This window comes from Halomonas campaniensis (assembly GCF_014193375.1).
Lineage (GTDB): Bacteria > Pseudomonadota > Gammaproteobacteria > Pseudomonadales > Halomonadaceae > Halomonas > Halomonas campaniensis.
On sequence record NZ_JACHZF010000005.1, the window covers coordinates 1 to 23,921 of the forward strand.

Annotated in this window: 20 protein-coding genes and 5 tRNA genes; 13 read left to right on the forward strand and 12 right to left on the reverse strand. The window is 70.2% G+C overall.

All coding sequences use genetic code 11. The features are described from left to right. Positions 1-226 precede the first annotated feature (226 nt). The 3 genes from betA to betI are packed head-to-tail and all read right to left on the reverse strand — an operon-like array spanning position 227 to position 4,012. Positions 227-1,921, reverse strand: a complete 1,695-nt coding sequence (gene betA, locus BDK63_RS03860) for a choline dehydrogenase (protein WP_183330020.1) — start codon at positions 1,919-1,921, stop codon at positions 227-229. A gap of 9 nt (positions 1,922-1,930) precedes the next feature. Then, the gene (gene betB, locus BDK63_RS03865) at positions 1,931-3,400 is read right to left on the reverse strand and encodes a betaine-aldehyde dehydrogenase (protein ID WP_183330021.1); all 1,470 of its coding nucleotides are present in this window, start codon (positions 3,398-3,400) and stop codon (positions 1,931-1,933) included. 12 nt (positions 3,401-3,412) lie between these two features. Next, complete coding sequence (betI, locus tag BDK63_RS03870) at positions 3,413-4,012, reverse strand: transcriptional regulator BetI (protein WP_183330022.1); 600 nt, start codon at positions 4,010-4,012, stop codon at positions 3,413-3,415. Between the two features lie 202 nt (positions 4,013-4,214). Here betI and BDK63_RS03875 point away from each other — a divergent pair, with 202 nt between their 5' ends. From BDK63_RS03875 to BDK63_RS03895, 5 genes are all read left to right on the forward strand, one after another. Further along, positions 4,215-5,177 carry a choline ABC transporter substrate-binding protein gene (locus BDK63_RS03875; protein ID WP_246385801.1) on the forward strand — a complete coding sequence of 321 codons (963 nt, stop codon included), beginning with the start codon at positions 4,215-4,217 and terminating at the stop codon, positions 5,175-5,177. A gap of 103 nt (positions 5,178-5,280) precedes the next feature. Next, positions 5,281-5,357 (forward strand) — tRNA-Met (locus tag BDK63_RS03880). A 144-nt stretch (positions 5,358-5,501) separates the two neighbouring features. After that, a tRNA-Asn gene (locus BDK63_RS03885) sits at positions 5,502-5,577 on the forward strand. 33 nt (positions 5,578-5,610) lie between these two features. Beyond that, positions 5,611-5,686 (forward strand) — tRNA-Asn (locus BDK63_RS03890). 31 nt (positions 5,687-5,717) lie between these two features. Further along, positions 5,718-5,793: transfer RNA gene (locus BDK63_RS03895), tRNA-Asn, on the forward strand. A 189-nt stretch (positions 5,794-5,982) separates the two neighbouring features. On the opposite strand, the gene BDK63_RS03900 is transcribed toward BDK63_RS03895, so the two are convergent. After that, complete coding sequence (locus BDK63_RS03900) at positions 5,983-8,037, reverse strand: carboxy terminal-processing peptidase (protein WP_183330023.1); 2,055 nt, start codon at positions 8,035-8,037, stop codon at positions 5,983-5,985. Positions 8,038-8,166: 129 nt separating this feature from the next. Between BDK63_RS03900 and BDK63_RS03905 the strand changes: the two genes are divergently transcribed. Continuing rightward, positions 8,167-9,465 carry a M18 family aminopeptidase gene (locus tag BDK63_RS03905; protein WP_183330024.1) on the forward strand — a complete coding sequence of 433 codons (1,299 nt, stop codon included), beginning with the start codon at positions 8,167-8,169 and terminating at the stop codon, positions 9,463-9,465. A 62-nt stretch (positions 9,466-9,527) separates the two neighbouring features. Here the strand turns inward: BDK63_RS03905 and BDK63_RS03910 are convergent. The 8 genes from BDK63_RS03910 to BDK63_RS03945 form a co-directional block, all read right to left on the reverse strand. Then, a tRNA-Met gene (locus BDK63_RS03910) sits at positions 9,528-9,604 on the reverse strand. Between the two features lie 55 nt (positions 9,605-9,659). Beyond that, a complete protein-coding gene (gene ychF, locus BDK63_RS03915) occupies positions 9,660-10,751 on the reverse strand; it encodes a redox-regulated ATPase YchF (RefSeq protein WP_183330025.1) in 1,092 nt (363 codons plus the stop codon). A 56-nt stretch (positions 10,752-10,807) separates the two neighbouring features. Continuing rightward, positions 10,808-11,395 (reverse strand): aminoacyl-tRNA hydrolase, encoded by a 588-nt coding sequence (gene pth / locus BDK63_RS03920; protein WP_183330026.1) that lies wholly within the window; start codon positions 11,393-11,395, stop codon positions 10,808-10,810. Positions 11,396-11,531: 136 nt separating this feature from the next. After that, complete coding sequence (locus BDK63_RS03925; RefSeq protein ID WP_183330027.1) at positions 11,532-12,179, reverse strand: 50S ribosomal protein L25/general stress protein Ctc; 648 nt, start codon at positions 12,177-12,179, stop codon at positions 11,532-11,534. 112 nt (positions 12,180-12,291) lie between these two features. Continuing rightward, positions 12,292-13,233: a ribose-phosphate pyrophosphokinase gene (locus tag BDK63_RS03930; protein ID WP_183330028.1), complete on the reverse strand. Its 942-nt coding sequence runs from the start codon at positions 13,231-13,233 to the stop codon at positions 12,292-12,294. Between the two features lie 81 nt (positions 13,234-13,314). Next, positions 13,315-14,169 carry a 4-(cytidine 5'-diphospho)-2-C-methyl-D-erythritol kinase gene (ispE, locus tag BDK63_RS03935; protein WP_183330029.1) on the reverse strand — a complete coding sequence of 285 codons (855 nt, stop codon included), beginning with the start codon at positions 14,167-14,169 and terminating at the stop codon, positions 13,315-13,317. A gap of 9 nt (positions 14,170-14,178) precedes the next feature. Then, on the reverse strand, positions 14,179-14,796 hold the full coding sequence (lolB, locus tag BDK63_RS03940; RefSeq protein WP_183330030.1) for a lipoprotein insertase outer membrane protein LolB: 618 nt from the start codon (positions 14,794-14,796) through the stop codon (positions 14,179-14,181). A 31-nt stretch (positions 14,797-14,827) separates the two neighbouring features. Continuing rightward, positions 14,828-16,588, reverse strand: a complete 1,761-nt coding sequence (locus BDK63_RS03945) for a tetratricopeptide repeat protein (RefSeq protein WP_183330031.1) — start codon at positions 16,586-16,588, stop codon at positions 14,828-14,830. A gap of 199 nt (positions 16,589-16,787) precedes the next feature. On the opposite strand from BDK63_RS03945, the gene hemA reads away from it, so the two are divergent. From hemA to BDK63_RS03980, 7 genes are all read left to right on the forward strand, one after another. Beyond that, on the forward strand, positions 16,788-18,056 hold the full coding sequence (hemA, locus tag BDK63_RS03950; protein WP_183330032.1) for a glutamyl-tRNA reductase: 1,269 nt from the start codon (positions 16,788-16,790) through the stop codon (positions 18,054-18,056). A 9-nt stretch (positions 18,057-18,065) separates the two neighbouring features. Continuing rightward, entirely contained in the window at positions 18,066-19,157 is a 1,092-nt protein-coding gene (gene prfA, locus BDK63_RS03955; RefSeq protein WP_183330033.1) for a peptide chain release factor 1, read from the forward strand. Between the two features lie 16 nt (positions 19,158-19,173). Further along, positions 19,174-20,028 carry a peptide chain release factor N(5)-glutamine methyltransferase gene (gene prmC / locus BDK63_RS03960; RefSeq protein ID WP_183330213.1) on the forward strand — a complete coding sequence of 285 codons (855 nt, stop codon included), beginning with the start codon at positions 19,174-19,176 and terminating at the stop codon, positions 20,026-20,028. A gap of 248 nt (positions 20,029-20,276) precedes the next feature. After that, positions 20,277-20,777, forward strand: a complete 501-nt coding sequence (locus BDK63_RS03965) for an Lrp/AsnC ligand binding domain-containing protein (protein WP_183330034.1) — start codon at positions 20,277-20,279, stop codon at positions 20,775-20,777. A gap of 8 nt (positions 20,778-20,785) precedes the next feature. Next, positions 20,786-21,532: a HesA/MoeB/ThiF family protein gene (locus BDK63_RS03970; protein WP_183330214.1), complete on the forward strand. Its 747-nt coding sequence runs from the start codon at positions 20,786-20,788 to the stop codon at positions 21,530-21,532. Between the two features lie 4 nt (positions 21,533-21,536). Then, the gene (locus BDK63_RS03975; protein WP_183330035.1) at positions 21,537-22,496 is read left to right on the forward strand and encodes a LysR family transcriptional regulator; all 960 of its coding nucleotides are present in this window, start codon (positions 21,537-21,539) and stop codon (positions 22,494-22,496) included. Positions 22,497-22,598: 102 nt separating this feature from the next. Beyond that, entirely contained in the window at positions 22,599-23,885 is a 1,287-nt protein-coding gene (locus BDK63_RS03980; RefSeq protein ID WP_183330036.1) for an NAD(P)/FAD-dependent oxidoreductase, read from the forward strand. Positions 23,886-23,921: the final 36 nt, after the last annotated feature.

Below are 23,921 nucleotides of genomic sequence, written 5' to 3' on the forward strand. Positions count from 1 at the left end.
CAGGCCGGATATATGGCAGCAACCTGTACCTGCATCGATGAACGGAGCCTTGCAAGCCGGGAGGAGACCATATAGGGGTTCACAGCGCCCCCTCGACGGTCCGGCGCTCCGGGGCCTGTCGCCGGAAAAGCCTCGAGCATAATAGTCATCTTCGACTGCCTGGAATCCGAAGAAAAGCCCCGCGCTGCAGGGCAGGGCGGGGCGCTGGGGCAACGAGGGGCCGGTGCTATGCCTCGAGGCGGCGCTGCGGCTCGCCGCGGGCGGGGGCGTCGCCCGCGACGTAGTAGGGCGCGTCGCTACGCGGCAGCGGCTCGCGGCCGCGGATCCGGTCGGCGAGCTTCTCGGCCAGCATGATGGTCGGCGCGTTGAGGTTGCCGGTGGGGATCAGCGGGAAGAGCGAGGCGTCCACGACCCGGAGCCCCTCCACGCCGTGCACCCGGCCCTGGCCGTCCACCACGGCGTCCTCGCCCTCGCCCATGCGGCAGCTGCCGCAGGGATGGTAGGCGGTCTCGGCATGGGCCTTGACGAAGGCGTCCAGCTCGGCGTCGGACTGCACCTCGGGCCCTGGCGAGATCTCCCGGCCGCGGTAGGCTTCGAAGGCGGGCTGGTTGATGATCTCCCGGGTCAGGCGGATGGCGTCGCGGAACTCCTGCCAGTCCTTCTCGGTGGACATGTAGTTGAAGAGGATGCTCGGTGCGGCCTCCGGGTCCCGGGAGGCGAGGCGGATGCGGCCGCGGCTCTCCGAGCGCATGGAGCCCACGTGGGCCTGGAAGCCGTGGGCCTGCACCGCGCTCTTGCCGTTGTAGCTGATGGCGATGGGCAGGAAGTGGTACTGCAGGTTGGGCCAGGGCTCCTCGTCGCTGGTGCGGATGAAGGCGCAGGACTCGAACTGGTTGCTGGCGCCGATGCCGCGGCCGAGGAAGAGCCACTCGGCACCGATCTTCGGCTGGTTGTGCCACTTCAGCGCCGGGTAGAGGGAGATCGGCTCCTTGCACTCGTACTGGATGTACATCTCCAGGTGGTCCTGGAGGTGGGCGCCGACGTTGTCGTTGACGTGCACCGCCTCGATGCCGAACTCGTCGAGCACCTCGCGGGGGCCCACCCCGGAGCGCTGCAGGATCTGCGGCGAGGCGATGGCGCCGGCGCAGAGCAGCACCTCGCGGCGGGCACGTACCCGCTGCGCCTGGCCCTTGTGCTCATAGCGCACGCCCACGGCGCGCCTGCCCTCGAACTCGATGACGTCGGTGGTGGCCCGGGTCTCGATGGTCAGGTTGGGGCGCGGCTTCGCCATGTCCAGGTAGCCCCTGGCGGTGGAGGCGCGACGTCCCTTCGGGGTGACGAAGCGGTCCATGGGGCCGAAGCCCTCCTGGCGGTAGCCGTTGACGTCCTCGGTCTCGGCGTAGCCGGCCTGCCTGCCCGCCTCGATGAAGGTGCGATAGAGCGGGTTGTTGCCGGCCTTCGGGGTCGTGACGCTCACCGGCCCGTCGCCGCCGTGGTAGTCGTCGGGCCCGATGTCGCGGGTCTCGGCCTTCCTGAAGTAGGGCAGGCAGTCGGCGTAGGTCCAGTCCTCGAGGCCCGGCGCCTTGGCCCAGTTGTCGTAGTCCAGGGCGTTACCGCGGATGTAGCACATGCCGTTGATCAGCGAGGAGCCGCCGAGCCCCTTGCCGCGGCCACACTCCATGCGCCGGCCATCCATGTGCGGCTCGGGGTCGGTCTCGAAGGCCCAGTTGTAGCGCTTGCCCTGCAGCGGGTAGGCCAGGGCCGCCGGCATCTGGGTGCGGAAGTCGAAGCGGTGGTCGGGGCCGCCGGCCTCCAGCAGCAGCACCGATATGTCCGCCTCCTCGGTGAGGCGGGTGGCGAGCACGTTGCCGGCCGAGCCGGCGCCGATGATCACGTAGTCGAATTCACGAAGCTCGGACATGTCGCCTCCTTAAAAGACCGATTCGAAGGGGCCCATCTCCACCTGCACCGACTTGGTCTGGGTGTAGTGGGCCAGGGTCTCGAGGCCGTTCTCGCGGCCGACGCCCGACTGCTTGTAGCCGCCCACCGGCATCTCGGCGGGGGACTCGCCCCAGGTGTTGATCCAGCAGATGCCCGCCTCCAGGCGGTGAATCACCCGGTGGGCGCGGTTGAGGCTCTCGGTGAATACCCCGGCGGCCAGCCCGTAGTGGGTGTCGTTGGCGCGGCGGATCACCTCCTCCTCGTCATCGAAGGCGAGGATCGCCATCACCGGGCCGAAGATCTCCTCGCCCACGATGCGCATCTCGTCGTTGCAGTCGGTGAACACCGTGGGGGCCGCCCAGGCGCCCTGGCTGAAGTCACCGCTGTTCCAGCTCTCGCCGCCGGCGAGCAGGGTGGCGCCCTCCTGCCGGCCCAGGGCGATGTAGGAGAGCACCTTGGCCTGGTGCTCGAAGCTCACCAGGGGACCGAAGTTGACGCTCGGGTCCAGCGGGTCGCCGGCGCGGATGCGTGCCACGCGCTCGGCGATCTTCGCCTCGAAGTCGTCCTTCACCGAACGCTCGACGAAGACCCGGGTGCCGTTGGTGCAGATCTGTCCGCTGGAGTAGAAGTTGGCCATCATGGCGGCGTCGGCGGCGCGGTCCAGGTCGGCATCATTGAAGACCACGAAGGGCGACTTTCCGCCCAGTTCCATGGTCACCTCCTTGAGGGTGGAGCCGCCGGCGGCGGCCATCACCTTCCTGCCGGTGCCCACCTCGCCGGTGAAGGAGACCTTGTCGATGCCGGGATGCCCGGTGAGCAGGGCGCCCACCTCGCCGGCACCGTGGACCACGTTGAAGACGCCGTCGGGCAAGCCCGCCTCGGTGAGGATCTCGGCCAGCTTCATGGCGGTGAGCGGGGTCACCTCGCTGGGCTTGAAGACCACGGCGTTGCCGGCGGCCAGGGCCGGGGCCGCCTTCCAGCAGGCGATCTGGATGGGGTAGTTCCAGGCGCCGATGGCGCCGACCACGCCCAGCGGCTCGCGGCGGGTGTAGACGAACGAATCCTCGCGCAGCGGGATCTGGGTGCCCTCGATGGCGGCAGCGAGGCCGGCATAGTACTCCAGGGCGTCGGCGCCGGTGACGATGTCCACCGCAGCGGTCTCGCTGATCGGCTTGCCGGTGTTGCGGGTCTCGAGTTCGGCGAGCTCGTCGTTGCGCTCCCGGAGCAGCGCCACGGCACGCTGCAGGATGCGCCCGCGGGCCATGCCGCTCATGGCGGCCCATTCGCGCTGGCCGCGCCGGGCGGCCGCCACGGCGGCGTCCACGTCGGCCGCCGAGGCCTGCTGGACGCGGGCCAGCAGACTGCCGTCGAAGGGGTTCACGACCTCGAAGGTCTCGCCGGCGGTGGCGTCCACTTCGCGGCCGTCGATGTAGAGGGGCAGGGAATCGCGCTGGGTCATGGGGAGTCTCCTTCAGTCGGTGGTGGCGGTGGCAGCGAGCAGCTGGTCCAGGGTGTCGAGGGCCGTGCGGCGCGCCGAGTCGGCATCCAGGCCCCCCGGGGTCAGGGCGCCGCGCAGCCACAGGCCATCGATCACCGCGGCGAGGGTACGTGAGGCCTGGCGCGCCTCGTCGCGCGCCATGACGCGCCGGAACTGGGCGCACAGGTTCGAGTAGAGGCGGCGGTCGTTGACCTGCTGCAGCCGCGACAGCTGAGGCCGGTGCATGCTGCTGGCCCAGAAGTCCAGCCAGGTCTTGGCCACCGGACCGGTCACCTGGCTGCGATCGAAGTTGCCTTCGATGATGGCCCTCAGGTGCGACCGGGGGCTGTCGTCCACCAGGGCGCGTCGCCGTGCGGCCACGGCATCCCCCAGGTCGCTCAGGATCTGACGCATGGTTGCCTCCAGCAGGCCGTCCTTGCCGCCGAAGTAGTGGCTGATGATGCCGGCGGAGACGCCGGCGTGGCGGGCGATGCGCGCCACGGTGGCGTCGGCCAGGCCGACCTCGTCGATGGCCGCCATGGTCGCCTTGATCAGCTGCTGGCGGCGAATGGGTTCCATTCCTACCTTGGGCACCTCGAGACCTCCTTGTTGATGGGCAGAGTTGCTGGGCAGACTTGCCACCACACCGGTGAGCATGGTTAGGATAGACACAGCCTGCCATTTTTTTATTGAACGTTCAATCAATAACGTTCGATCGACACGTTCCCGGCCGGCATCGTCTCGCCTCGGCCTGTCGCCGAGCCCGTTTCGTCAGACATCCCAAGGAGGTTTTCCCATGACCGCATCTCCCATGACTCGCCGCCTGGCCCTGGGCCTGGGTGCCGCCGCCACCCTGGGGGCGACGCCGCTCTACGCCCAGGAGCCGGAAAGCTGCGCCACGGTGCGTTTCGCCGAGGTGGGCTGGACCGACATCACCGCCACCACCGCGCTGACCACCGAGGTGCTCGAGGCGCTGGGCTACGACACCCGCATCGACACGGTCTCCGTGCCCATCGCCTACCAGGGCATGAAGAACGACGACTTCGATGTCTTCCTGGGCAACTGGATGCCCTCCATGGCGTCGATCAGCGATCCCTACGTGGAGGAGGGCAGCGTCGAGCGGCTGGGGGCCAACCTGGAGGGCGCCAAATACACCCTGGCGGTGCCGCAGTACGTCCATGACGCCGGCGTCACCTCGGTGGCCGATCTGGCCGAGCACGCCGAGGCGTTCGACAGCACCCTCCACGGCATCGAGGCCGGCAACGACGGCAACGAGCTGATCCAGCAGATGATCGATGACGACGCCTTCGGCCTCGGCGACTGGCGGCTGGTCGATTCCAGCGAGGCGGGCATGCTCGCCGAACTGCGCGCCCGGGTACCGGAAGAGCGCTGGATGGTGTTCCTGGGCTGGGAGCCGCATCCCATGAATACCAACTTCGACATGGCCTACCTGGAGGGGGCCGACGATTACTTCGGTCCCGACCTGGGCGGCGCCACCGTCTACACCAACACCCGCGGTGGCTACGTCGAGGAGTGTGCGAATGTCGGGACGCTGCTTTCGAACCTCGCCTTCACCCTGGAGATGGAGAACCAGCTGATGGCCGAGATCATGGACGCGGGCGAGGATCCCCGGGATGCCGCCCGCGCCTACCTGCAGGCCAACCCCGAGGTGCTGGAAGCCTGGCTCGAGGGTGTCGAGACCCGCGATGGCGAGGAGGGCCTGGCCGCGGTACGCCGGGCGCTTGACCTGGACGCCTGAGGTGCCGGCGGTGGGCTTGCCAAGGGGCGGCCCACCGTGCATAATTCACCCCCGTCGCACGGCGCATTGGCGTCGGCGCATTGGCGTCGAGGCGGTGGAAAATGGCTACGTAGCTCAGCTGGTTAGAGCACATCACTCATAATGATGGGGTCCCCTGTTCAAATCAGGGCGTAGCCACCAGAACGCTCGCAAGACGCCCGCCAGGCCCTCGTCCCGGCGGGCGTTTTCCGTTGTGTGGCTGCCGGTTGCGGGGGCGTCGGAAGCCCAAACGGCCCTTGACCTGGCAGGCGTGATCCGTATACTACGCCCCGTACTCGACGCCGTTCCTCGATAGCTCAGTTGGTAGAGCAAGTGACTGTTAATCACTGGGTCGCAGGTTCGAGTCCTGCTCGAGGAGCCAACGTCGGTTCGAGTACGCTGCGGTAACGGTCGATCCTCGATAGCTCAGTTGGTAGAGCAAGTGACTGTTAATCACTGGGTCGCAGGTTCGAGTCCTGCTCGAGGAGCCAGCCGCCGCACCCCTCTGCAGTATCCGGTCATTCCCCGATAGCTCAGTTGGTAGAGCAAATGACTGTTAATCATTGGGTCGCAGGTTCGAGTCCTGCTCGGGGAGCCATCCGTATTTTCCTGTCGTCGCGCTGATGCCGCCGCGGGCTCCCGTCAGGGTTCCCGATCTCTTGCCGTGCCCGGATGACGGCCGGGTTCACCGCGCCGGTCCGGCGCTCGCCTCCGCGTCGCCTCCAACGCAGTGCGCCGGCCCCAGGGGCCGGCACACGGTGTGGCGGTGCTCGGTGATCGGGCCGTATCAGTCCCGGTTGGCCAGCCGGTAGCCGCCGCTGAGCTTCGCGTAGTCGAGCAGGATATGGGCGGCTTCCACCACCTGCACCTGCTCCACCGGCTCGTCGTCGCTCTCCTCGCCGCGGGCGTCGATCCACTCCTCGAGGGGGTCCAGGCCCAGTGCCAGGCGGCGCTGGTTCTCCAGGGCGAGCTGCTCGGCCTCCTGGGCCTCCACCTCGCGCTGGCGCTGTTCGCGGTTGAGGCTGACGCTGGTGTTCTGCTCGCGCATCCGGCGGGTCAGCTCGGCCTGCTGCTCCAGGTAGCGGAAGTTGGGCAGTTCCTCGGCGCGCTGGCGATGGCGGTCCTTGAGGGACTCCATGTGGCGCCAGGGCTCGCCGTAGTTGCGGTACTGCACCGAACGCACGGTGTCCCAGTCGAGGGCGTTGTCGAGGCTGCTTTCGCCGATCAGCGCCGGGTCGATCAGGCTCGGGAAGATGATGTCGGGCTCGACGCCGCGGTGCTGGGTGCTGTCGCCGGAGATCCGGTAGAACTTGGCACGGGTCAGCTTGATCTGGCCATGGGAGAGTTCGTTGAGGGTCTGCACCGTGCCCTTGCCGAAGGTCGGCGTGCCCATCACCAGGCCGCGGCCGTAGTCCTGGATGGCGCCGGCGAAGATCTCCGAGGCCGAGGCCGAGAGGCGGTTGACCAGCACGCCCAGCGGGCCGTCGTAGATGGCGCCGGCCTCGGTGTCGCCGTAGAGGCTGATGCGGCCGCGGGCATCCCGCACCTGCACGGTGGGGCCGCGATCGATGAACAGGCCGATCAGCGAGTTGGCCTCCTGCAGGGCGCCGCCGCCGTTGTTGCGCAGGTCGAGCACGATGCCCTCGACGCCCTCGGCCTTGAGGCGCTCGATCTCCCGGGCCACGTCGCGGGTGGTGCTGCGGAACTCCTCCTCGCCGGCCTGCCAGGCGTCGAAGTCCACGTAGAAGGTGGGAATCTTGATGCTGCCGATGCGGTGGATGCCGTCCTCGCGTTCGATCTCGATCACCTCGCCGCGGGCCGCCTGGTCCTCGAGGTTGACGGTGTCGCGGGTGATCTCGACGACCTTGGAGCGGGTCATGTCCACGGCCTGGGCCGGCACCACGTCGAGGCGCACCACGGAGCCCTTGGGCCCGCGGATCAGGTCGACCACGTTGTCCAGGCGCATGCCCACCACGTTGACCATCTCGCCCGCTTCCTGGCCCACGGCGATGATGCGGTCGGCGGGTTCCAGGGCCCCGGCGCGGTCGGCGGGGCCGCCCGGCACCAGGCTGGCCACCTTCACGTACTCGCCGTCGGACTGCAGCAGGGCGCCGATGCCTTCCAGCGACAGTCGCATCTGGATGTCGAAGGATTCGCCCTGACGCGGGGAGAGGTATTCGCTGTGCGGGTCGATGCTGCTGGTGACGGCGGCCATGAAGAGGCCGAAGACGTCCTCCTCGTTGGTCTGGCGAACCCGGGAGAGCTGACCCTCGTAGCGCTGGCGCAGGTTCTCGACCACCTGCTCGTCGTCCTGGCCGCTGATGGCCAGGGTCAGCGCCGCATTCTTCTGCCGCTTGAACCAGAGGTCGTCCAGCTCGTCCAGGCTCTCGGCCCAGGGGGCCTCGTCGCGGTCGATCTCGAGGCGCAGGTCGCTTTCGTAGCGGAAGGCCAGGCCCTCGTCCAGGCGCTCCAGCAGCCATTCGAAACGCGCCTCGGCGCGCTGGTGATAGCGATCATAGAGCGCGAAGGCATCGTCGAGCTCGCCGTCCAGCAGGGCGTCGTCGAGGCGTTCCTCCAGATGGCGGAAGTCGGCGACATCATCGGCCAGCAGGAAGGCCCGCTGGCCGTCGAGGACGTCCAGGTAGCGCTCGAAGGCCTGGCGCGACCAGGCGTCGTCGAGGCGGATGTCGGCATAGTGGCCGTAGCGCAGCGACTCGGCGACCTCCACGGCCGCCTGGCGCTGCGCATCGGTGGGTTGCGGCTGGGCCAGCGCGACGGTGGCGACCAGCAGCAGCCCGACCAGAGCAGTGGTCGAACGCCCCAGGTTGGCAAGCAGGCTCATCAATGAAGCACTCCCGGTTTCATGTACACTCTATTCCCTTGACCCTCGCCCGGTTCATGAGTTGCGTGAACCGAGCAGGCATTGTAGCAGCTTCGGTTGTCATCCCATGACATCTATGTAGAGGAACCCATGTCCCAGGACGACCTGGTCGAGCGTCTGCTCGACTTCCTGCGCCGCTCTCCCACTCCCTGGCATGCCGTCGCCAGCATGGCGTCGCGCCTCGAGGCCGCCGGCTTCCGGCGGCTCGACGAGCGCGAGCCCTGGCAGCTGGCCCCCGGCGAGCGGGTCTACGTGACCCGCAACGACTCCTCGATCATCGCGCTGCAGCTGCCCCGCGAGCCGCTGGCCGCGCTGCGCATGATCGGCGCCCATACCGACAGCCCCGGCCTGCGTCTCAAGCCCCATGCCGCCCAGAGTGCCGCCGGCTGGCTTCAGCTTGGCATCGAGATCTACGGCGGCATGCTGCTCGCGCCCTGGTTCGACCGCGACCTGGGGCTGGCGGGGCGGGTCCATGTGCGCCACCCCGACGGTCGCCTGGAGGGCGTGCTGCTGCATGTCGACCGGCCGGTGGCGATCATCCCGAGCCTGGCCATCCACCTCGATCGCGAGGCCAACAACGGGCGGGCCATCAACGCCCAGACCGAGATGGCGCCGGTGCTCCTCCAGGGCGGCGGGTCGCCGGACCTGGAGCGCCTGCTCAAGGCGTGGCTTGCCGAGCAGCATGGCCTGGAGGACATCGAGCTGCTCGACTTCGAGCTCGGCCTCCATGACACGCAGCCGCCGAGCCGGGTCGGCGTCGAGGGGGAGCTGATCGCCAGCGCCCGGCTCGACAACCTGCTCTCCTGCTTCGTCGGGCTGGAGGCGCTGCTCGCCTCGGATGGCCGCCAGGGGGTGGTACTGGTGGCCAACGACCACGAGGAGGTGGGCAGTGCCAGCGCCTGCGGGGCCCAGGGGCCCTTCCTCGGCGACGTGTTGCGGCGGGTCTGCGGGCAGTTGGGGCAGGGCGGCGATGAGGCCATCATCCGCCTGATCCAGGCGTCGCGGATGATCTCCTGCGACAACGCCCATGCGCTGCACCCCAACTTCCGCGACAAGCACGATGCCGCCCACGGGCCGGCGCTCAACGGTGGCCCGGTGATCAAGGTCAACGCCAACCAGCGCTACGCCACCAACAGCGCCACGGCGGCGATGTTCCGCGACCTCTGCCGCCAGGCCGAGGTGCCGGTGCAGACCTTCGTGACCCGCGCCGACATGGGCTGCGGCAGCACCATCGGGCCGATCACCGCCACCGAGCTCGGGGTGCCGACCCTGGACGTGGGTGCCCCCCAGTGGGCCATGCACTCGATCCGCGAGACCGCGGGCAGCCACGACGTCGCCTACCTGGCCCGGGTGCTGACCGCCTTCTGCAACCGCCAGGTGCTGGACTGACGGCGAGGCCGCGGGTCCGAAAACGACGAAACCCGGCGCCGAGGCGCCGGGTTTCTGCTGTCTGGTGGCTACGCCCTGATTTGAACAGGGGACCCCATCATTATGAGTGATGTGCTCTAACCAGCTGAGCTACGTAGCCGTACAACGGGGGCGAAGTCTACGGCCCGGCCCCCGGGATGTCAAGTGCGCGGCGGTCAGACGTTGAAGCGGAAGTGGATCACGTCGCCGTCCTGGACGATGTACTCCTTGCCCTCCAGGCGCCACTTGCCGGCGTCCTTGGCGCCCTGCTCGCCGCCCAGGCTGACGAAGTCGTCATAGGCAATGGCTTCCGCACGGATAAAGCCCTTCTGGAAGTCGGTGTGGATCACGCCGGCCGCCTCGGGGGCGGTGGCGCCCACCTTGACGGTCCAGGCGCGCACCTCCTTGACCCCGGCGGTGAAGTAGGTCTGCAGGCCGAGCAGGGCGTAGCCGGCGCGGATCACCCGGTCGAGGCCCGGTTCCTCCATGCCCATCTCGTCGAGGAACATGGCGCGCTCCTCGTCGTCGAGCTCGGCGATCTCGGCCTCGAGCTGGTTGCACACCGGCACCACCACGGCGCCCTCCTCGGCGGCGATCTCGCGGACCACGTCCAGGTAGGGATTGGCCTCGAAGCCGTCCTCGTTGACGTTGGCGATGTACATGGTGGGCTTCAGCGTCAGGAAGCCGAAGCCCTTGAGCTGCTTCTGCTCGTCCGCGTCGAGGCCGAAGCTCCTCAGCGGCAGGCCCTCGGCCAGGTGGGGCTGGATGCGCTCGAGGATCGCCTTGGTGGCGATGGCCTCCTTGTCGCCGCCCTTGGCGACCCGCACCAGGCGCTGGATGGCGCGCTCGACGGTGTCGAGGTCCGCCAGCGCCAGCTCCATGTTGATGATCTCGATGTCGGAACGCGGGTCGACCTGGTTGGCCACGTGGATGACGTTGTCGTTGTCGAAGCAGCGCACCACGTGGGCGATGGCCTGGGTCTCGCGGATGTTGGCCAGGAACTTGTTGCCGAGCCCCTCGCCCTTGGAGGCGCCCGCCACCAGCCCGGCGATGTCGACGAACTCCATGGTGGTGGGGATCACCTTCTCGGGCTTGACGATCTCGGCCAGCGCGTCGAGGCGCGGGTCGGGCATCGGCACGATGCCGACGTTGGGCTCGATGGTGCAGAAGGGGAAGTTCTCGGCGTCGATGCCGGACTTGGTGAGGGCGTTGAAGAGGGTCGACTTGCCGACATTGGGCAGGCCGACGATACCGCAGTTGAAACCCATGGGATCGTCCTGGAAAGCGTGTTCGCGATTGGAAGGTGGCGACTATTCTACAGGCGCTAGGCGCTCGTGAAACTGTGCAGCCGGTTCATGGCCTTCGCCCACTGGCCGTCGAGGGCGTCGGGCAGGGTGGCCAGGCACTCGTCGATGGCCGCCTCGATGGCGCCGTGCTCGGCCTTGCCGGGGCGCCCCAGCACGTAGTGGGTGACCTGGCGCGAGTCGCCGGGATGGCCGATGCCGATGCGCAGGCGGTGGAAGCCGCGCTCGTTGCCCAGGGCGCTTGCGATGTCGCGCAGCCCGTTATGGCCGCCGTGTCCGCCGCCGGTCTTGTAGCGGGCGGTCCCGGGGGGCAGGTCCAGCTCGTCGTGGGCCACCAGCAGCTCGTCCGGGGCGATCCGGTAGAACTGGCAGAGCGCCGCCACCGCGCCGCCGCTGCGGTTCATGAAGGTGGTCGGGTTGAGCAGGTGGAGGTCGTGGCCCTCGAACTGGACCCGTGCATGGAGGCCCAGGAACTTCCGGTCCGGGCGCAGTTCGCCGCCGCCGCGGCGGGCCACGGCCTCCACCAGCCAGGCGCCGGCATTGTGTCGGGTGGCCTCGTAGTCGGCACCGGGGTTGCCCAGTCCGATGATCGCTCTGACCTGGCTCATGGGGGTTGCCTCCAACCAATCATCTGGAATGATTCTTGACGTCGCTTTAGCGGCGGCCACAAAAAAAATCAAGCGCCGAGGCGCTTGATCGGGAAGGGGAGGGGCCGTGCCGGGCACGGCCCCGAGGCGGGCGCGATTACTCGGCGCTTTCGCCGCCTTCTTCACCTTCGGCGCTCTCTTCGCCGTCTTCCTCGCCGCCGCGGACCTTGGGCTTGGTGATGCTGAGCACGGCGTTATCGTGGTCCTCGCCGTGGGTCAGGTCGACCAGGATCACGCCGGCCGGCAGGGTCAGGTCGGAGAGGTGCAGGGTGGTGCCCAGCTCGACCTCGGTGATGTCGACTTCCAGGAAGTCGGGCAGGTCCTTGGGCAGGCAGCTGATCTGGACCTCGTTGGAGAGCACGTGCAGCTCGCCGCCGTCGTCCTTGATGCCCTTGCACGTCTCCTCGCCCACCACGTGCAGCGGCACGTTGATGGTGATCTCGTGGGTGGCGTCCACGCGCAGGAAGTCGGCGTGGGTGACCAGCGGCTTGAAGGGGTGGCGCTGCAGGTCACGCACCACCACCTGCTCGCTCTTGCCGTCGACGACCAGGTTGATCACGGAGGAGAAGAAGGACTCGTCCTCGATGGCCTTGTAGAAGGCGGACTTCTCGAGGGAGATCGGCTGCGGTGCGGACTCGCCACCGTAGACGATGGCCGGCACCTGGAGGTTCGCACGACGCAGGCGGCGGCTCGCACCTTTCCCCAGGTCGTTACGAACGCTGGCGTTAAGGGTAAAATCGGACATGATGTTGCCTCTTGCTTGAAGTAGGGAAAGCGCCGCGGCCCGCGACCTGACCGTGACGTTTCCGGGAGCCCCGAAGGGCGTTGCTCCGGCGCCTGTTCCCTGGTGCTGTGACTCAGTGGAACATGGCGCTGACGGATTCCTCGTTGCTGACCCGACGGATCGCCTCGGCGATCAGGCCGGCCACGCTCAGCTGGCGGATCCGGCCGCTGCGCCGCGCGGTATCGGACAGCGGGATGGTATCGGTGACGACGACCTCGTCGAGCACCGAACCGGTGATGTTGTCCACCGCCGGTCCGGACAGGATCGGGTGGGTGGCGTAGGCCACGACGCGGTGGGCGCCATGCTCCTTGAGGGCCTCGCCGGCCTTGCAGAGGGTGCCGGCGGTGTCGATCATGTCGTCGACCACCACGCAGTTGCGCCCCTCGATCTCGCCGATGATGTGCATCACCTGGGCCTGGTTGGCCGAGGGGCGACGCTTGTCGATGATGGCGAGGTCGGCGTTGAGCTGCTTGGCGATGGCCCGGGCGCGCACCACGCCCCCCACGTCGGGGGAGACCACCACCAGGTTCTCGTAGTTCTGGCGCTCGATGTCGTCGAGCAGGATCGGCGAGCCGTAGACGTTGTCCACCGGCACGTCGAAGAAGCCCTGGATCTGGTCGGCGTGCAGGTCCATGGTCATCACCCGGTCGACCCCGGCCTTGACCATCATGTCGGCGACGATCTTGGCGGAGATCGGCACCCGGGCGGAGCGCACGCGACGGTCCTGACGGGCGTAGCCGTAGTAGGGCACCACGGCGGTGATCCTGGTGGCCGACGCCCGGCGCAGGGCATCGATCATCAGGATCAGTTCCATCAGGTTGTCGTTGGTCGGTGCACAGGTGGACTGCAGGACGAACACATCCTTGCCGCGCACGTTCTCGTTGATCTCGACGGCGATCTCTCCGTCGCTGAACTGCCCGACCGTGGCATTGCCCTGGCGGGTGTCCAGACTCTCGGCGATCTTCCTGGCGAGTTCGGGATTGGCATTCCCGGCGAAAACCATCAATTTTGACACGCGCGGCCACCTATGCAGTGTTTGGGGATCTCTGGGGGACATGTCGCCTGGCCGGTGCGCAAAACGCGGCGGTGGGGCCCGTCAGCGATCCAGGGCGACATGAAGAGGAGAGCGGTTCAGGCCGCGGGCCTTGAAGGCCTGCCAGCGTTCCCGGGCCCGGGCCAGCAGGCGGTCGGCCTCGGCCTCGTCGTCCAGCCTGGCAAAGACGCAGGCGCCGGTGCCGGTCAGCATGGTCGGTGCCCGCTCCGACAGCCAGTCGATCGCTTCGGCCACTTCGGGATAGAGGGCCCGGACCGTGGCCTCGCAGTCATTGCGCCAGCTCGACGCTCCCCCCTGCAGTGCGCGCGCCATGGTAATCGGGGGGGTGTCGCGTGTCAATTCGACCGCCCCGAACACCGCAGGGGTGGAGACCGCCACGCCGGGGTGGATCACCACGAACCAGGGGGTGTCGAGGTCCACGGGGATCAGCCGCTCGCCGACCCCTTCGCCCCAGGCGGCGTGGCCACGCACGAAGACCGGGACATCGGCGCCCAGGCGCAGGCCGAGGTCGGCCAGGTGCGCGAGGGAGAGCCCCAGCTGCCACAGCCGGTCGAGGCCGAGCAGCGCGGTGGCGGCATCAGAGCTGCCCCCGCCCAGGCCGCCCCCCATGGGCAGGCGCTTGTCGAGGTGGAGTTCGGCCCCCAGCCGGCAGCCGGTCTCGGCCTGGAGCAGGCGGGCGGCGCGCACGATCAGGTTGTCCTCGGGGGCCACGTCGGGGAGCTCGGGCGTCAGGCGGATCTCGCCGTCGCCGCGGCGGCCGAGGTGCAGGGTGTCGCCGTGGTCGAGGAACTGGAACAGCGTCTGCAGCTCGTGGTAGCCGTCGGGGCGGCGGCCGGTGATCAGCAGCAGCCGGTTGAGCTTGGCCGGCGCCGGCAGGGTCATCGTCGCATCGCTCATGGCGCGGTTTCAGTCCTCCACCACCGGGCGCCAGTCGTTGACCACCAGGGTGACGCGCAGGTCGCCGTAGGTCATGACCAGCCGGCGCGGCAGCCACAGCGTCTCGGCCAGGACCCAGTCGCGATAGTCGATCTCCCAGCCGTCCTGGGCGATGCGCCGGGGGAAGCCGAGTTCGTCGTGCTCGATCCGGTGGCGACTGCCCTCGGCCGGCAGGCCGCGTACCCAGTCGGAGAGGGCGCCGAGGGGCAGCGACCAGCCGAGCTGCTCTTCCATCAGGGCCTCGGGGGTCTCGGCCTCGAAGCGGCCCTCGCCGGTGGTCAGTGAGAAGCGCCCCTCGCGACCCTCCAGGGTGCTGCGGCCGCTGCCGAAGGGGCCGCTGATCAGCAGGCGATAGTAGTGGGGGTGCTGGCTCCAGTCGAGGTTGGCGCTGGTCGATTCCTGCGGGGTGCGCAGCCCGGCCTTGCCGGCCAGCACCCAGGTGTCCAGGGCCGCGAGCCGCTCTTCCTGGGCCTCCCACTGGCCGGCGGCGCGCTCGCCGTCGGGCACCGGGGTCCGCCCGGCGCAGCCGGCCAGCAGGGCCAGGATCAGCAGGAGGGGCAGCGGTCGCAGGAAGCGTGGCGGTGTCATGGCGGGTCTCGTCCGGTGGGTGGCGGCAGGCTCAGGGGGCCAGTTCGGGGAGGCGCTCGAGCAGCTCGTCGAGCACCGGGCGATCATCGAAGAGCTCGAGGGCCTCGCGCACCAGCTGGCGGGCCTCGTCGCGCCGCTCCAGCACCCACAGGACCTCGGCCAGGTGGGCGGCGATCTCCTGGTCGGGCAGGGTGGCGTAGGCGCGTTCCAGCCAGGGCAGGGCGCCCTCCGGGTCGCCGAGGCGGAAGCGGACCCAGCCCATGCTGTCGAGGATGGCCGGGTTGCCGGGCTCGAGGTCGTGGGCGCGCTCGATCATCTCGCGGGCCTCCTCCAGGCGCTCCTCCAGGCCCAGGTCGGCCAGGGTGTAGCCCAGGGCGTTGAGCGCCATGGCGCTGTCCGGGTTGCGCTCGATGATGCGTCCCAGGTCCCGCTCCATGGCCTCCAGGTCGCGCTGCTCCCAGGCGCGCATGGCGCGCAGGTAGAGCAGCTGCTCGTCGTTGGGGGTGCGGTCCAGCTCCCGGTCGAGCAGGGCATCGGCCTCGGCGGTGAGCCCTTCGCGCTCGAGCAGCTCCACCTCCAGCGAGACCAGGTCGGAGAAGCTGGCCTCGTGGCGCAGCCGCTCGATGCGCAGGAAGGCGCGGGCGTCGAGCAGGCGGTCGTCGGCGATCAGCATCTCGGCGGCACGCAGCCGGGCGGCCAGGAACTCGTTCCCCTCAGCGACCTGGCGGTAATAGAGGAGGGCGTTGTCCACCTCGCCCTCCGCCTCGGCGATGGCGCCGAGCAGGTAGAAGGCCATGGGCGGGGTGTCGGGGGCATCGACCAGCGGCAGCAGCAGGCGCCGGGCCGGTTCCGGATGGCCCTCGTCGAGGTAGAGGCGCGCCAGGGCCAGGCGCAGCTCGTGGTTGCCGGTATGGTCGTCGAGCAGGGCGTCGGTCTGCGCCTCGGCGGCGGCCACGTTGCCCAGCCGCAGCTCGCTCTGGGCGATCAGCAGGATGAAGCGCGCATCCCCCGGCGAGACGGCCAGGCCGCGGCGGGCGGCATCCCGGGCGCCGGCGTGGTTGCCGTTCTCCTGGGCCAGCCTGGCGCGGGTCAGCCACAGCGCCGGCAGCTCCGGGGCGCTCTGGCCCAGGCGCTCCAGGCGGCGCCGGGCCGCGTCGTTGTCGCCGGCGGCCACCTCGAGCAGGGCGGTGGCCAGCTCGGCATCGTGGCGCCGGGCGCCGGGGCCGGTACGCGCCAGGTGGTCCCGCAGCCGCGCCAGCAGGGGGGCGGGGTCGGCCCCCTCGGCCAGCGCCGACTCGACGAAGGCCGCCAGGTCGCTTTCCCCGCCGCGCTCGACGAGCCGCAGCCGCTGTTCGAGGGCCGCCGGCCAGTCGCCGCGCTGGATCGCCAGGCCGGCCAGCAGGCGAGAGGGGGGCTCGTCGTCGGGTGCCAGCCGCTGCCACTCGCCGGCGGCGCGTGCCAGCAGCTCGGGGTCGCTGCTGAAGCTGGCCGCCAGCGCCGCCCGGGCGGCCAGGGCGGCAGAGCCATAGCGCTCGGTGGCCGCCAGGTAGCCCAGGGTGGCCCGGCGGTAGTCGCCGCGCTGCCCGGCCAGTTCGGCGGTCAGCAGGCCGGCCAGCCCCTCGGCATCCAGGCCGCGCGTGACGGGCGGGGCGCCGGCCATGGGGTCGTCCTCCGCGCCCCCGGGGGCGTCGGCGGCGGGCAGCGCCTGGCAGCCGGCGACCAGGGTCGCCAGGGCCAGGGGGGCCAGGCCAGCGCGCGTGGCGCGACGAAGGGTGTCGAGTCCGGATGGCATGAGCGTCTCGTTCATAAGGCCGAGCCGCCAGCATAACGGCTCGGCCGGTGCGGGCAAAGGACATCGCCCTTGCGCCGCGTCATCTCCTGGCGCGATAGCCCGGCACGGGGCGCCCAAGGGGATTTCGCTGTGGTAGACTCATGGCCTTCATTTCACGACTCCGCCGTTGCCGGATGCCACTAGCGAAGACCTCCGACGCATGACGCTGCTTGCCCTGGGAATCAATCATCGGACCGCGACCGTGGAGGTGCGTGAGCAGGTTGCCTTCACGCCGACCCAGCTGGAGTCGGCGCTCGGCGAACTGCGCGGCCTGCCCGAGGTCAAGGAGGCGGCGGTCCTCTCCACCTGCAACCGCACCGAGCTCTACTGCATCACCGAAGAGCAGGGCGAGCGGGTGGTGCTCGACTGGTTGGGACGCTTCCACGGCCTGGCGGTCGAGGACCTGTCGCGCTGCGCCTACCACTACCTGGACAACGAGGCGGCACGTCACCTGATGCGGGTCGCCGTGGGGCTCGACTCCATGGTGCTGGGCGAGCCCCAGATCCTCGGCCAGCTCAAGGACGCCTACCAGGCCAGCCGCCACGCCAGGGGGCTCGGCAAGGAGCTGGAGTGCCTCTTCCAGCACACCTTCGCCGTGGCCAAGCAGGTGCGCACCGAGACCGGTATCGGCCGCAACCCGGTGTCGGTGGCCTATGCGGCGGTGAGCCTGGCCAGCCGGATCTTCGATGACTTCGGCCGCGCCCGGGCGCTGCTGATCGGCGCCGGCGAGACCATCGAGCTGGTGGCGCGCCACCTGCACGAGGCGGGGGTGCGCCAGCTGACCGTGGCCAACCGCACCCGCGAACGGGCCGAGCTGCTCGCCGCCCCGCTGGCCGGCCGCGCGATCACCCTCGACGAGATCCCCGACGCCCTGGTGGACGCCGACATCGTCATCTCCTCCACCGCGGCGCCCCTGCCGATCCTCGGCAAGGGGATGGTGGAGCGGGCGCTGAAGAAGCGCCGCCACCGCCCCATCTTCATGGTCGATATCGCCGTGCCCCGGGACATCGAGCCCGAGGTGGGCCAGCTCGCCGACATCTTCCTCTATACCGTCGATGACCTGCAGGAGGTGATCGAGGAGAACCGTCGCCACCGCCAGGTGGCCGCCGACCAGGCCGAGTCGCTGATCGAGCACGGCGTGGGCGCCTGGCTCCACGAGCGGCGCATCCGCGGCGGCGGCGAGCTGATCCGCGACTACCGCGAGAGCGCCGTGGCGCTGCGCGAACTCTCCGAGCAGCAGGCCCTGGCCCGCCTGGCGCGCGGCGAGGATCCCGAGGCGGTGATCCACCGCCTGGCCCACCAGCTGACCAACCGCCTGCTGCATCGCCCCACCGTGGCGCTGCGCGAGGCGGCCTCCGCCGAGCGCCACGACCTGCTCGAGGCCGCCGCCACGCTGCTGCTCGAAGCCTCCCCCGACAAGACCCGATAGGACCGATTCATGAAAGCATCCCTGCGTCAGCGCCTGGACGCCTTCGGCGAGCGCTTCGAGGAGCTCTCCGCCCTGCTGGCGGAGCCCGAGGTGATCGGTGACCAGTCCCGGTTCCGCGACTACTCCCGCGAATATGCCGAGCTCGAGGCGCTGGTCGAGGCCTGGCGCGAGTATCGTGCCATCGAGGGGGACATCGAGGGCGCCGAGCAGCTCGCCTCCGACAGCGACCCGGAGATGCGCGAGCTGGCCGAGCTGGAACTGGCCGAGGGGCGCGAGAAGCTCGAGGCGCTCGACGTGCGGCTCAAGCAGCTGCTGGTGCCCCGCGACCCGGACGATGACCGCAGCGTCTTCCTCGAGGTGCGCGCCGGTACCGGCGGCGACGAGGCGGCGCTGTTCGCCGGCGACCTGTTCCGCATGTACGCCCGCTACGCCGAGAAGCGCGGCTGGAAGGTGGAGGTGGTCAGCGCCAGCCACGGCGAGCAGGGCGGCTACAAGGAGATCATCTCGCGGGTCAAGGGCGACGGCGTCTATGCGCGCCTCAAGTTCGAGTCCGGTGCCCATCGGGTGCAGCGGGTGCCGGCCACCGAGTCCCAGGGGCGCATCCATACCTCCGCCTGCACCGTGGCGGTGATGCCCGAGGCCGATGCGGTGGGCGACATCGAGATCAACCCCGCCGACCTGCGGGTGGATACCTTCCGCTCCAGCGGCGCCGGCGGCCAGCATGTCAACACCACCGACTCCGCCATCCGCATCACCCACCTGCCCAGCGGGGTGGTGGTGGAGTGTCAGGAGGAGCGCAGCCAGCACAAGAACCGCGCCAAGGCCATGTCGCTGTTGGCTGCCCGCCTCAAGCAGAGCGCCGAGTCCTCCGCCCGCCAGGCCCAGGCCGACGAGCGCAAGAGCCTGGTGGGCTCGGGGGATCGCAGCGAGCGCATCCGCACCTACAACTTCCCCCAGGGGCGGGTCACCGACCACCGCATCAACCTCACCCTCTACAAGCTCGGCGAGGTGATCAGCGGCGAGCAGCTCGACGAGGTGATCGAGCCGCTGATCCACGAGTACCAGGCGGAGCAGCTCGCCGCCCTGCAGCAGGAGGCCTGACGTGCCGGGCGGGAGCGTGCGCCTCGATGCGCTGCTGGCCCGGGCCGCCGGGCGGCTGCAGGCCGCCGGCTCGCCCACGGCGCGCCTGGATGCCGAGGTGCTGCTCTGCCACGTGCTCGGCGTCGACCGCACCTGGCTCTACACCTGGGGGGATCGCCCGGCGCCGACCCTCGAGCGCGCCCGCTTCGAGGCGCTGGTGGCGGCCCGTGCCGCCGGCCGGCCGGTGGCCTACCTCACCGGGGAGCGGGAGTTCTGGGGGCTGCGGCTGGCCACCGACCCCAGCACCCTGATCCCCCGCCCCGATACCGAGACCCTGGTGGAGGCGGCCCTGGAGCGGGCCGTGGCGGCCGGCGGCCGGCTGCTCGACCTGGGCACCGGCAGCGGTGCCATCGCCCTGGCGTTCGCCAGCGAGCGACCCGGCTGGCGGGTGCTCGGCGTCGACATCCGGCCCGAGGCGGTGGCGCTCGCCCGGCGCAACGCCGAGCGCCACCGGCTGGGCAACGCCGCGTTCCGGCAGAGCGACTGGTTCTCGGCGCTGGGCGAGGGCGAGGCCGCCGAGCGCTTCGCGCTGATCGTCTCCAACCCGCCCTATCTCGCCGATGACGACCCGCACCTGGCCCGTGGCGACGTGCGCTTCGAGCCGCGCTCGGCGCTGGTGGCCGGGGAGCGCGGCCTGGCCGACCTGCGCCGCCTGGTGGACCAGGCCCGCGGCCACCTGCTGCCCGGCGGCTGGCTGCTGCTGGAGCACGGCGCCGAGCAGGGGGCGGCGGTGCGCGAGGCGCTGGTGGCAGCCGGCTATGGCGAGGTCGCCTCGCGGCGCGATCTCGGCGGCCACGAGCGGGTCAGCCTGGGGAGGACGGCGGGGCGTTGAGCCGGGCCTCTGGCGCCGGGACGGCCCCGCGCGACAGGCGTCGTCCTCGAGGCCCGGGGCGTTGAGGGGGCGGCTGGCAGTGGTGCGCTCGGCTGTGGTACACCTTCAGCAGGTGAAATTTCCAGCCGCCGCCGTGATTTCCGGACCGAACACCACAGCGCCCCTGCCGGCCCGGGTATTTCCAGTCGAATCGCCTGTCATGGTGGCGGGCCCAGCCACTCCTCCGACCGGCGTGAACCCAGACGACAATGAAAGCCAAGACCCGCTCGCTCGACCGCATCGACCTGAAGATCCTGCGCTGCCTGCAGGAGAACGCCCGCATCTCCTACGTGGACCTGGCCGCCCAGGTGGGCCTCTCCACCACGCCGTGCCTGGAGCGCGTCAAGCGCCTGGAACGGGCCGGGGTGATCCGCGGCTACAAGGCGGTGCTCGATCCCCGGGCGCTCAAGGCCAACCTGCTGGTGTTCGTCGAGATCAGCCTGGAGACCCAGTCGCCGGCGGTGTTCGACGAGTTCCGCCGCGCCGTGGCCAAGCTGCCCCAGATCCAGGAGTGCCACCTGGTGTCGGGGCAGTTCGACTACATCCTCAAGTGCCGGATCCCGGAGATGTCCGCCTATCGCCAGCTGCTCGGCGACGTGGTGCTGACCCTGCCCGGGGTCAAGGAGTCCAAGAGCTACGTGGTGATGGAGGAGGTCAAGGAAGAGTTCTCCCTCCACGTGCCCGATATCGAGGAGTTCGACAGCAAGTGAGTCCCCCCATGAACGACCGGGCGCTGCTGCGCTACAGCCGCCAGATCATGCTCGAGGCCATCGACATCGAGGGCCAGGAGCGGCTGCTGGCCGGCCATGCCCTGGTGGTCGGTGCCGGCGGGCTCGGCTCGCCGGTGGCCCTCTATCTCGCCGCCGCCGGGGTCGGGCGCCTGACCCTGGCCGATGCCGACGCGGTGGAGCTCTCCAACCTGCAGCGCCAGATCGCCCACGGTGAGGCGGACCTCGGCCGCAACAAGGCGGCCTCGGCCCGTGAGTCGGCGCTGGGCCTGAACCCCGAGTGCCGGATCGAGGCGGTGGAGACCCACCTGGCGGGCGAGGCCCTGGCGGCGGCGGTGGCCGCGGCCGACGTGGTGCTCGACTGCACCGACCGCTTCTCCAGCCGCTACGCCATCAACGCCGCCTGTCGGGCCGCCGGGGTGCCGCTGGTCTCGGGGGCGGCGATACGTTTCTCGGGCCAGCTGGCGGTCTTCGATCCCCGCGATCCCGAGGGCCCCTGCTACGCCTGCCTCTACCCGCCGGACGACAGCGGCGACGAGGCGCTCTCCTGCGCCGAGAGCGGCGTGGTGGCGCCCCTGGTGGGGCTGGTCGGCAGCTTCCAGGCCCTGGAGGCGATCAAGCTGCTCAGCGGCGCCGGCACGCCCCACCGGGGGCTCTCCACCTTCGACGGCCTCACCGGCCAGTGGCGCCACTTCCGGGTGCCCCGCGACCCGGCCTGCCCGGTCTGCGGCGGCTGAGGCCATGGCGCGCCACCAGGCCTTCCCGGGCCGCGTCACCGACTTCGATATCCGCCTGCTGCGGGTCTTCCGCGCGGTCGCCGAGTGCGGCGGCTTCTCCGCTGCCGAGGCGGAGCTCGGCCTCAGCCGCTCGGCGATCAGCCTGCACATGGGTGACCTGGAGCGACGGCTGGGCCTGCGGCTGTGCCGGCGAGGGCGCGCCGGCTTCTCCCTCACCGAGGAGGGGCGCGAGGTGCTGGAGGCCACCGAGACGCTGCTGGCCAGCCTCGAGACCTTCCGCACCGAGGTCAACGCCCTGCATGACCACCTGCGTGGCGACTTCAACATCGGCATCACCGATACCCTGGTGACCCTGCCCCGGATGCGCATCACCCACGCCCTGGCCGAGCTCAAGGCGAGCGGCCCCGAGGTGCGCATCAACATGCAGATGGAGCCGCCCGGCGAGATCGCCCGGGCGGTGCTGGACGGCCGCCTCCACCTCGGCGTGGTCCCGGACGTCAACCTGCCCGCGAGCCTCGAGGCGCGCCCGCTCTACCACGAGGTCTCGCGCCTCTACTGCGGCGCGGGGCACCCGCTGTTCCGGGCCGACCCCGCCCCCTCGGCGCTGGGCGAGCTCGATGCCGTGGTGCCCTCCTACCCGCTGCCCGAGGGGGCACGACGCCAGCATGCCCGGCTGCACGCCACCGCGACCGCCTCCGATCGCGAGGGCGCCGCCTTCCTGATCCTCACCGGGGCCTACATCGGCTACCTGCCCGAGCACCAGGCGGCCTCCTGGGTGGCGGAGGGGCGCCTGCGCCCGCTGTGTCCCGATGATTGTCATTTCTTGACGCCCTTCGTGGCGATCACGCGTCGCGACCGCCGCCCGAATCGCGTGCTGGATGCCTTCCTCGAGGCGCTGGGCAGAGGTGGCGACGAGGACGTCGCAGCCGGCGAGGGCGAGACCGCGGGGAAGCGTTGTTATTGAATACTTGACATCGACTGTCCGCCTGGTGTCAAACTGAGGGGGCACAGGATGCCGATCCCAACAACAACCAGCGCACCGCGCACGACCGCAAGGGCTCCCGACATGTCATCGCTGAACCAGCGCCCCACCTCCTGGTACCGCGACTCCATCGCCGTCGACCTCGGCCCCTGCCCGCCCCTGGCGGGCGAGGTCCGCGCCGACGTCTGCGTGATCGGCGGCGGGGTGACCGGCTGCTCGGCGGCGCTGCACCTGGCCGAGCGCGGCTACCGGGTGGTGCTGCTGGAGGCGGAGGAGATCGGCCACGGCGCTTCCGGGCGCAGCGGCGGCCAGATCCTGCCGGGGCTGGGTACCGACATCGCCACGGTGGCGCAGGCGCTGGGCCTCGAACGGGCCCGGGAGGTCTGGGAGATGAGCCGCGAGGCGGTGCGCCTCACCGCCGACCTGGTCGAGCGCCACGCCATCCCCTGCGACCTCGCCTGGGGCTACCTGCATGCCGCGGTGAAGCCGCGCCATGTGGACGAGCTCAAGGCCTTCCGCGATCGCCTGGCCCGCGACTACGGCTACCAGGCCCTGACCTGGCTCGAGGGCGACGCCCTGCGCGAGCACGTGGTCACCGACGCCTACCCCGGGGCGCTCCTCGAGAGCGAGGGCGGGCACCTGCATCCGCTCAACTACACCCTGGGCCTGGCCCGGGCCGCCCGCCAGGCCGGCGCCACCCTCCATGCGGGCAGCCCGGTGGTGGAGGTGCGTCCCGGCCGGCCCGCCGTGGTGGCCACCGCCCGGGGGCGGGTGACCGCCGACTTCGTGGTGATGGGCACCAACGCCTTCCAGGGCGGGCTGGTGCCCCAGCTCGAGGGTCGGGTGATGCGCGCGGCCAACTACATCATCGCCACCGAGCCCCTCTCGGCCGAGCGCGCCGCCCGGGTGCTGCCCAGGAACGATGCCCTGTCGGACGCCAACTTCGTGCTCGACTACTACCGCCTCAGCGCCGATCGCCGGCTGATCTACGGTGGCGAGGTAAGCTATACCGGGCGCGAGCCGCGAGGGCTCCAGGCGCGGATGGACGCCAAGATCGCCAGCCTCTTCCCGATCCTGCGCGGCGTGGGCATCGACTACCGCTGGGGCGGCGAGGTGGCGATCACCCTCAACCGCGCGCCGGACTTCGGCCGGGTGGAAGGCAACCTCTACTATGCCCAGGGCTACTCCGGGCACGGCATGGCCCTGGCGGGGCTCGCCGGCAAGCTGATGAGCGACGCCATCGCCGGGCAGAGCGAGCGCTTCGACGTCTTCGCCGCCATGCCCCACCGGCGTTTCCCGGGCGGCGAGCGGCTGCGCACGCCGCTGCTGGTCCTGGCCACCACCTTCTACAAGCTGCGCGATCGACTCTAGCGACCGCCCGACGACCGGGCGACAGACGAGGTTCCC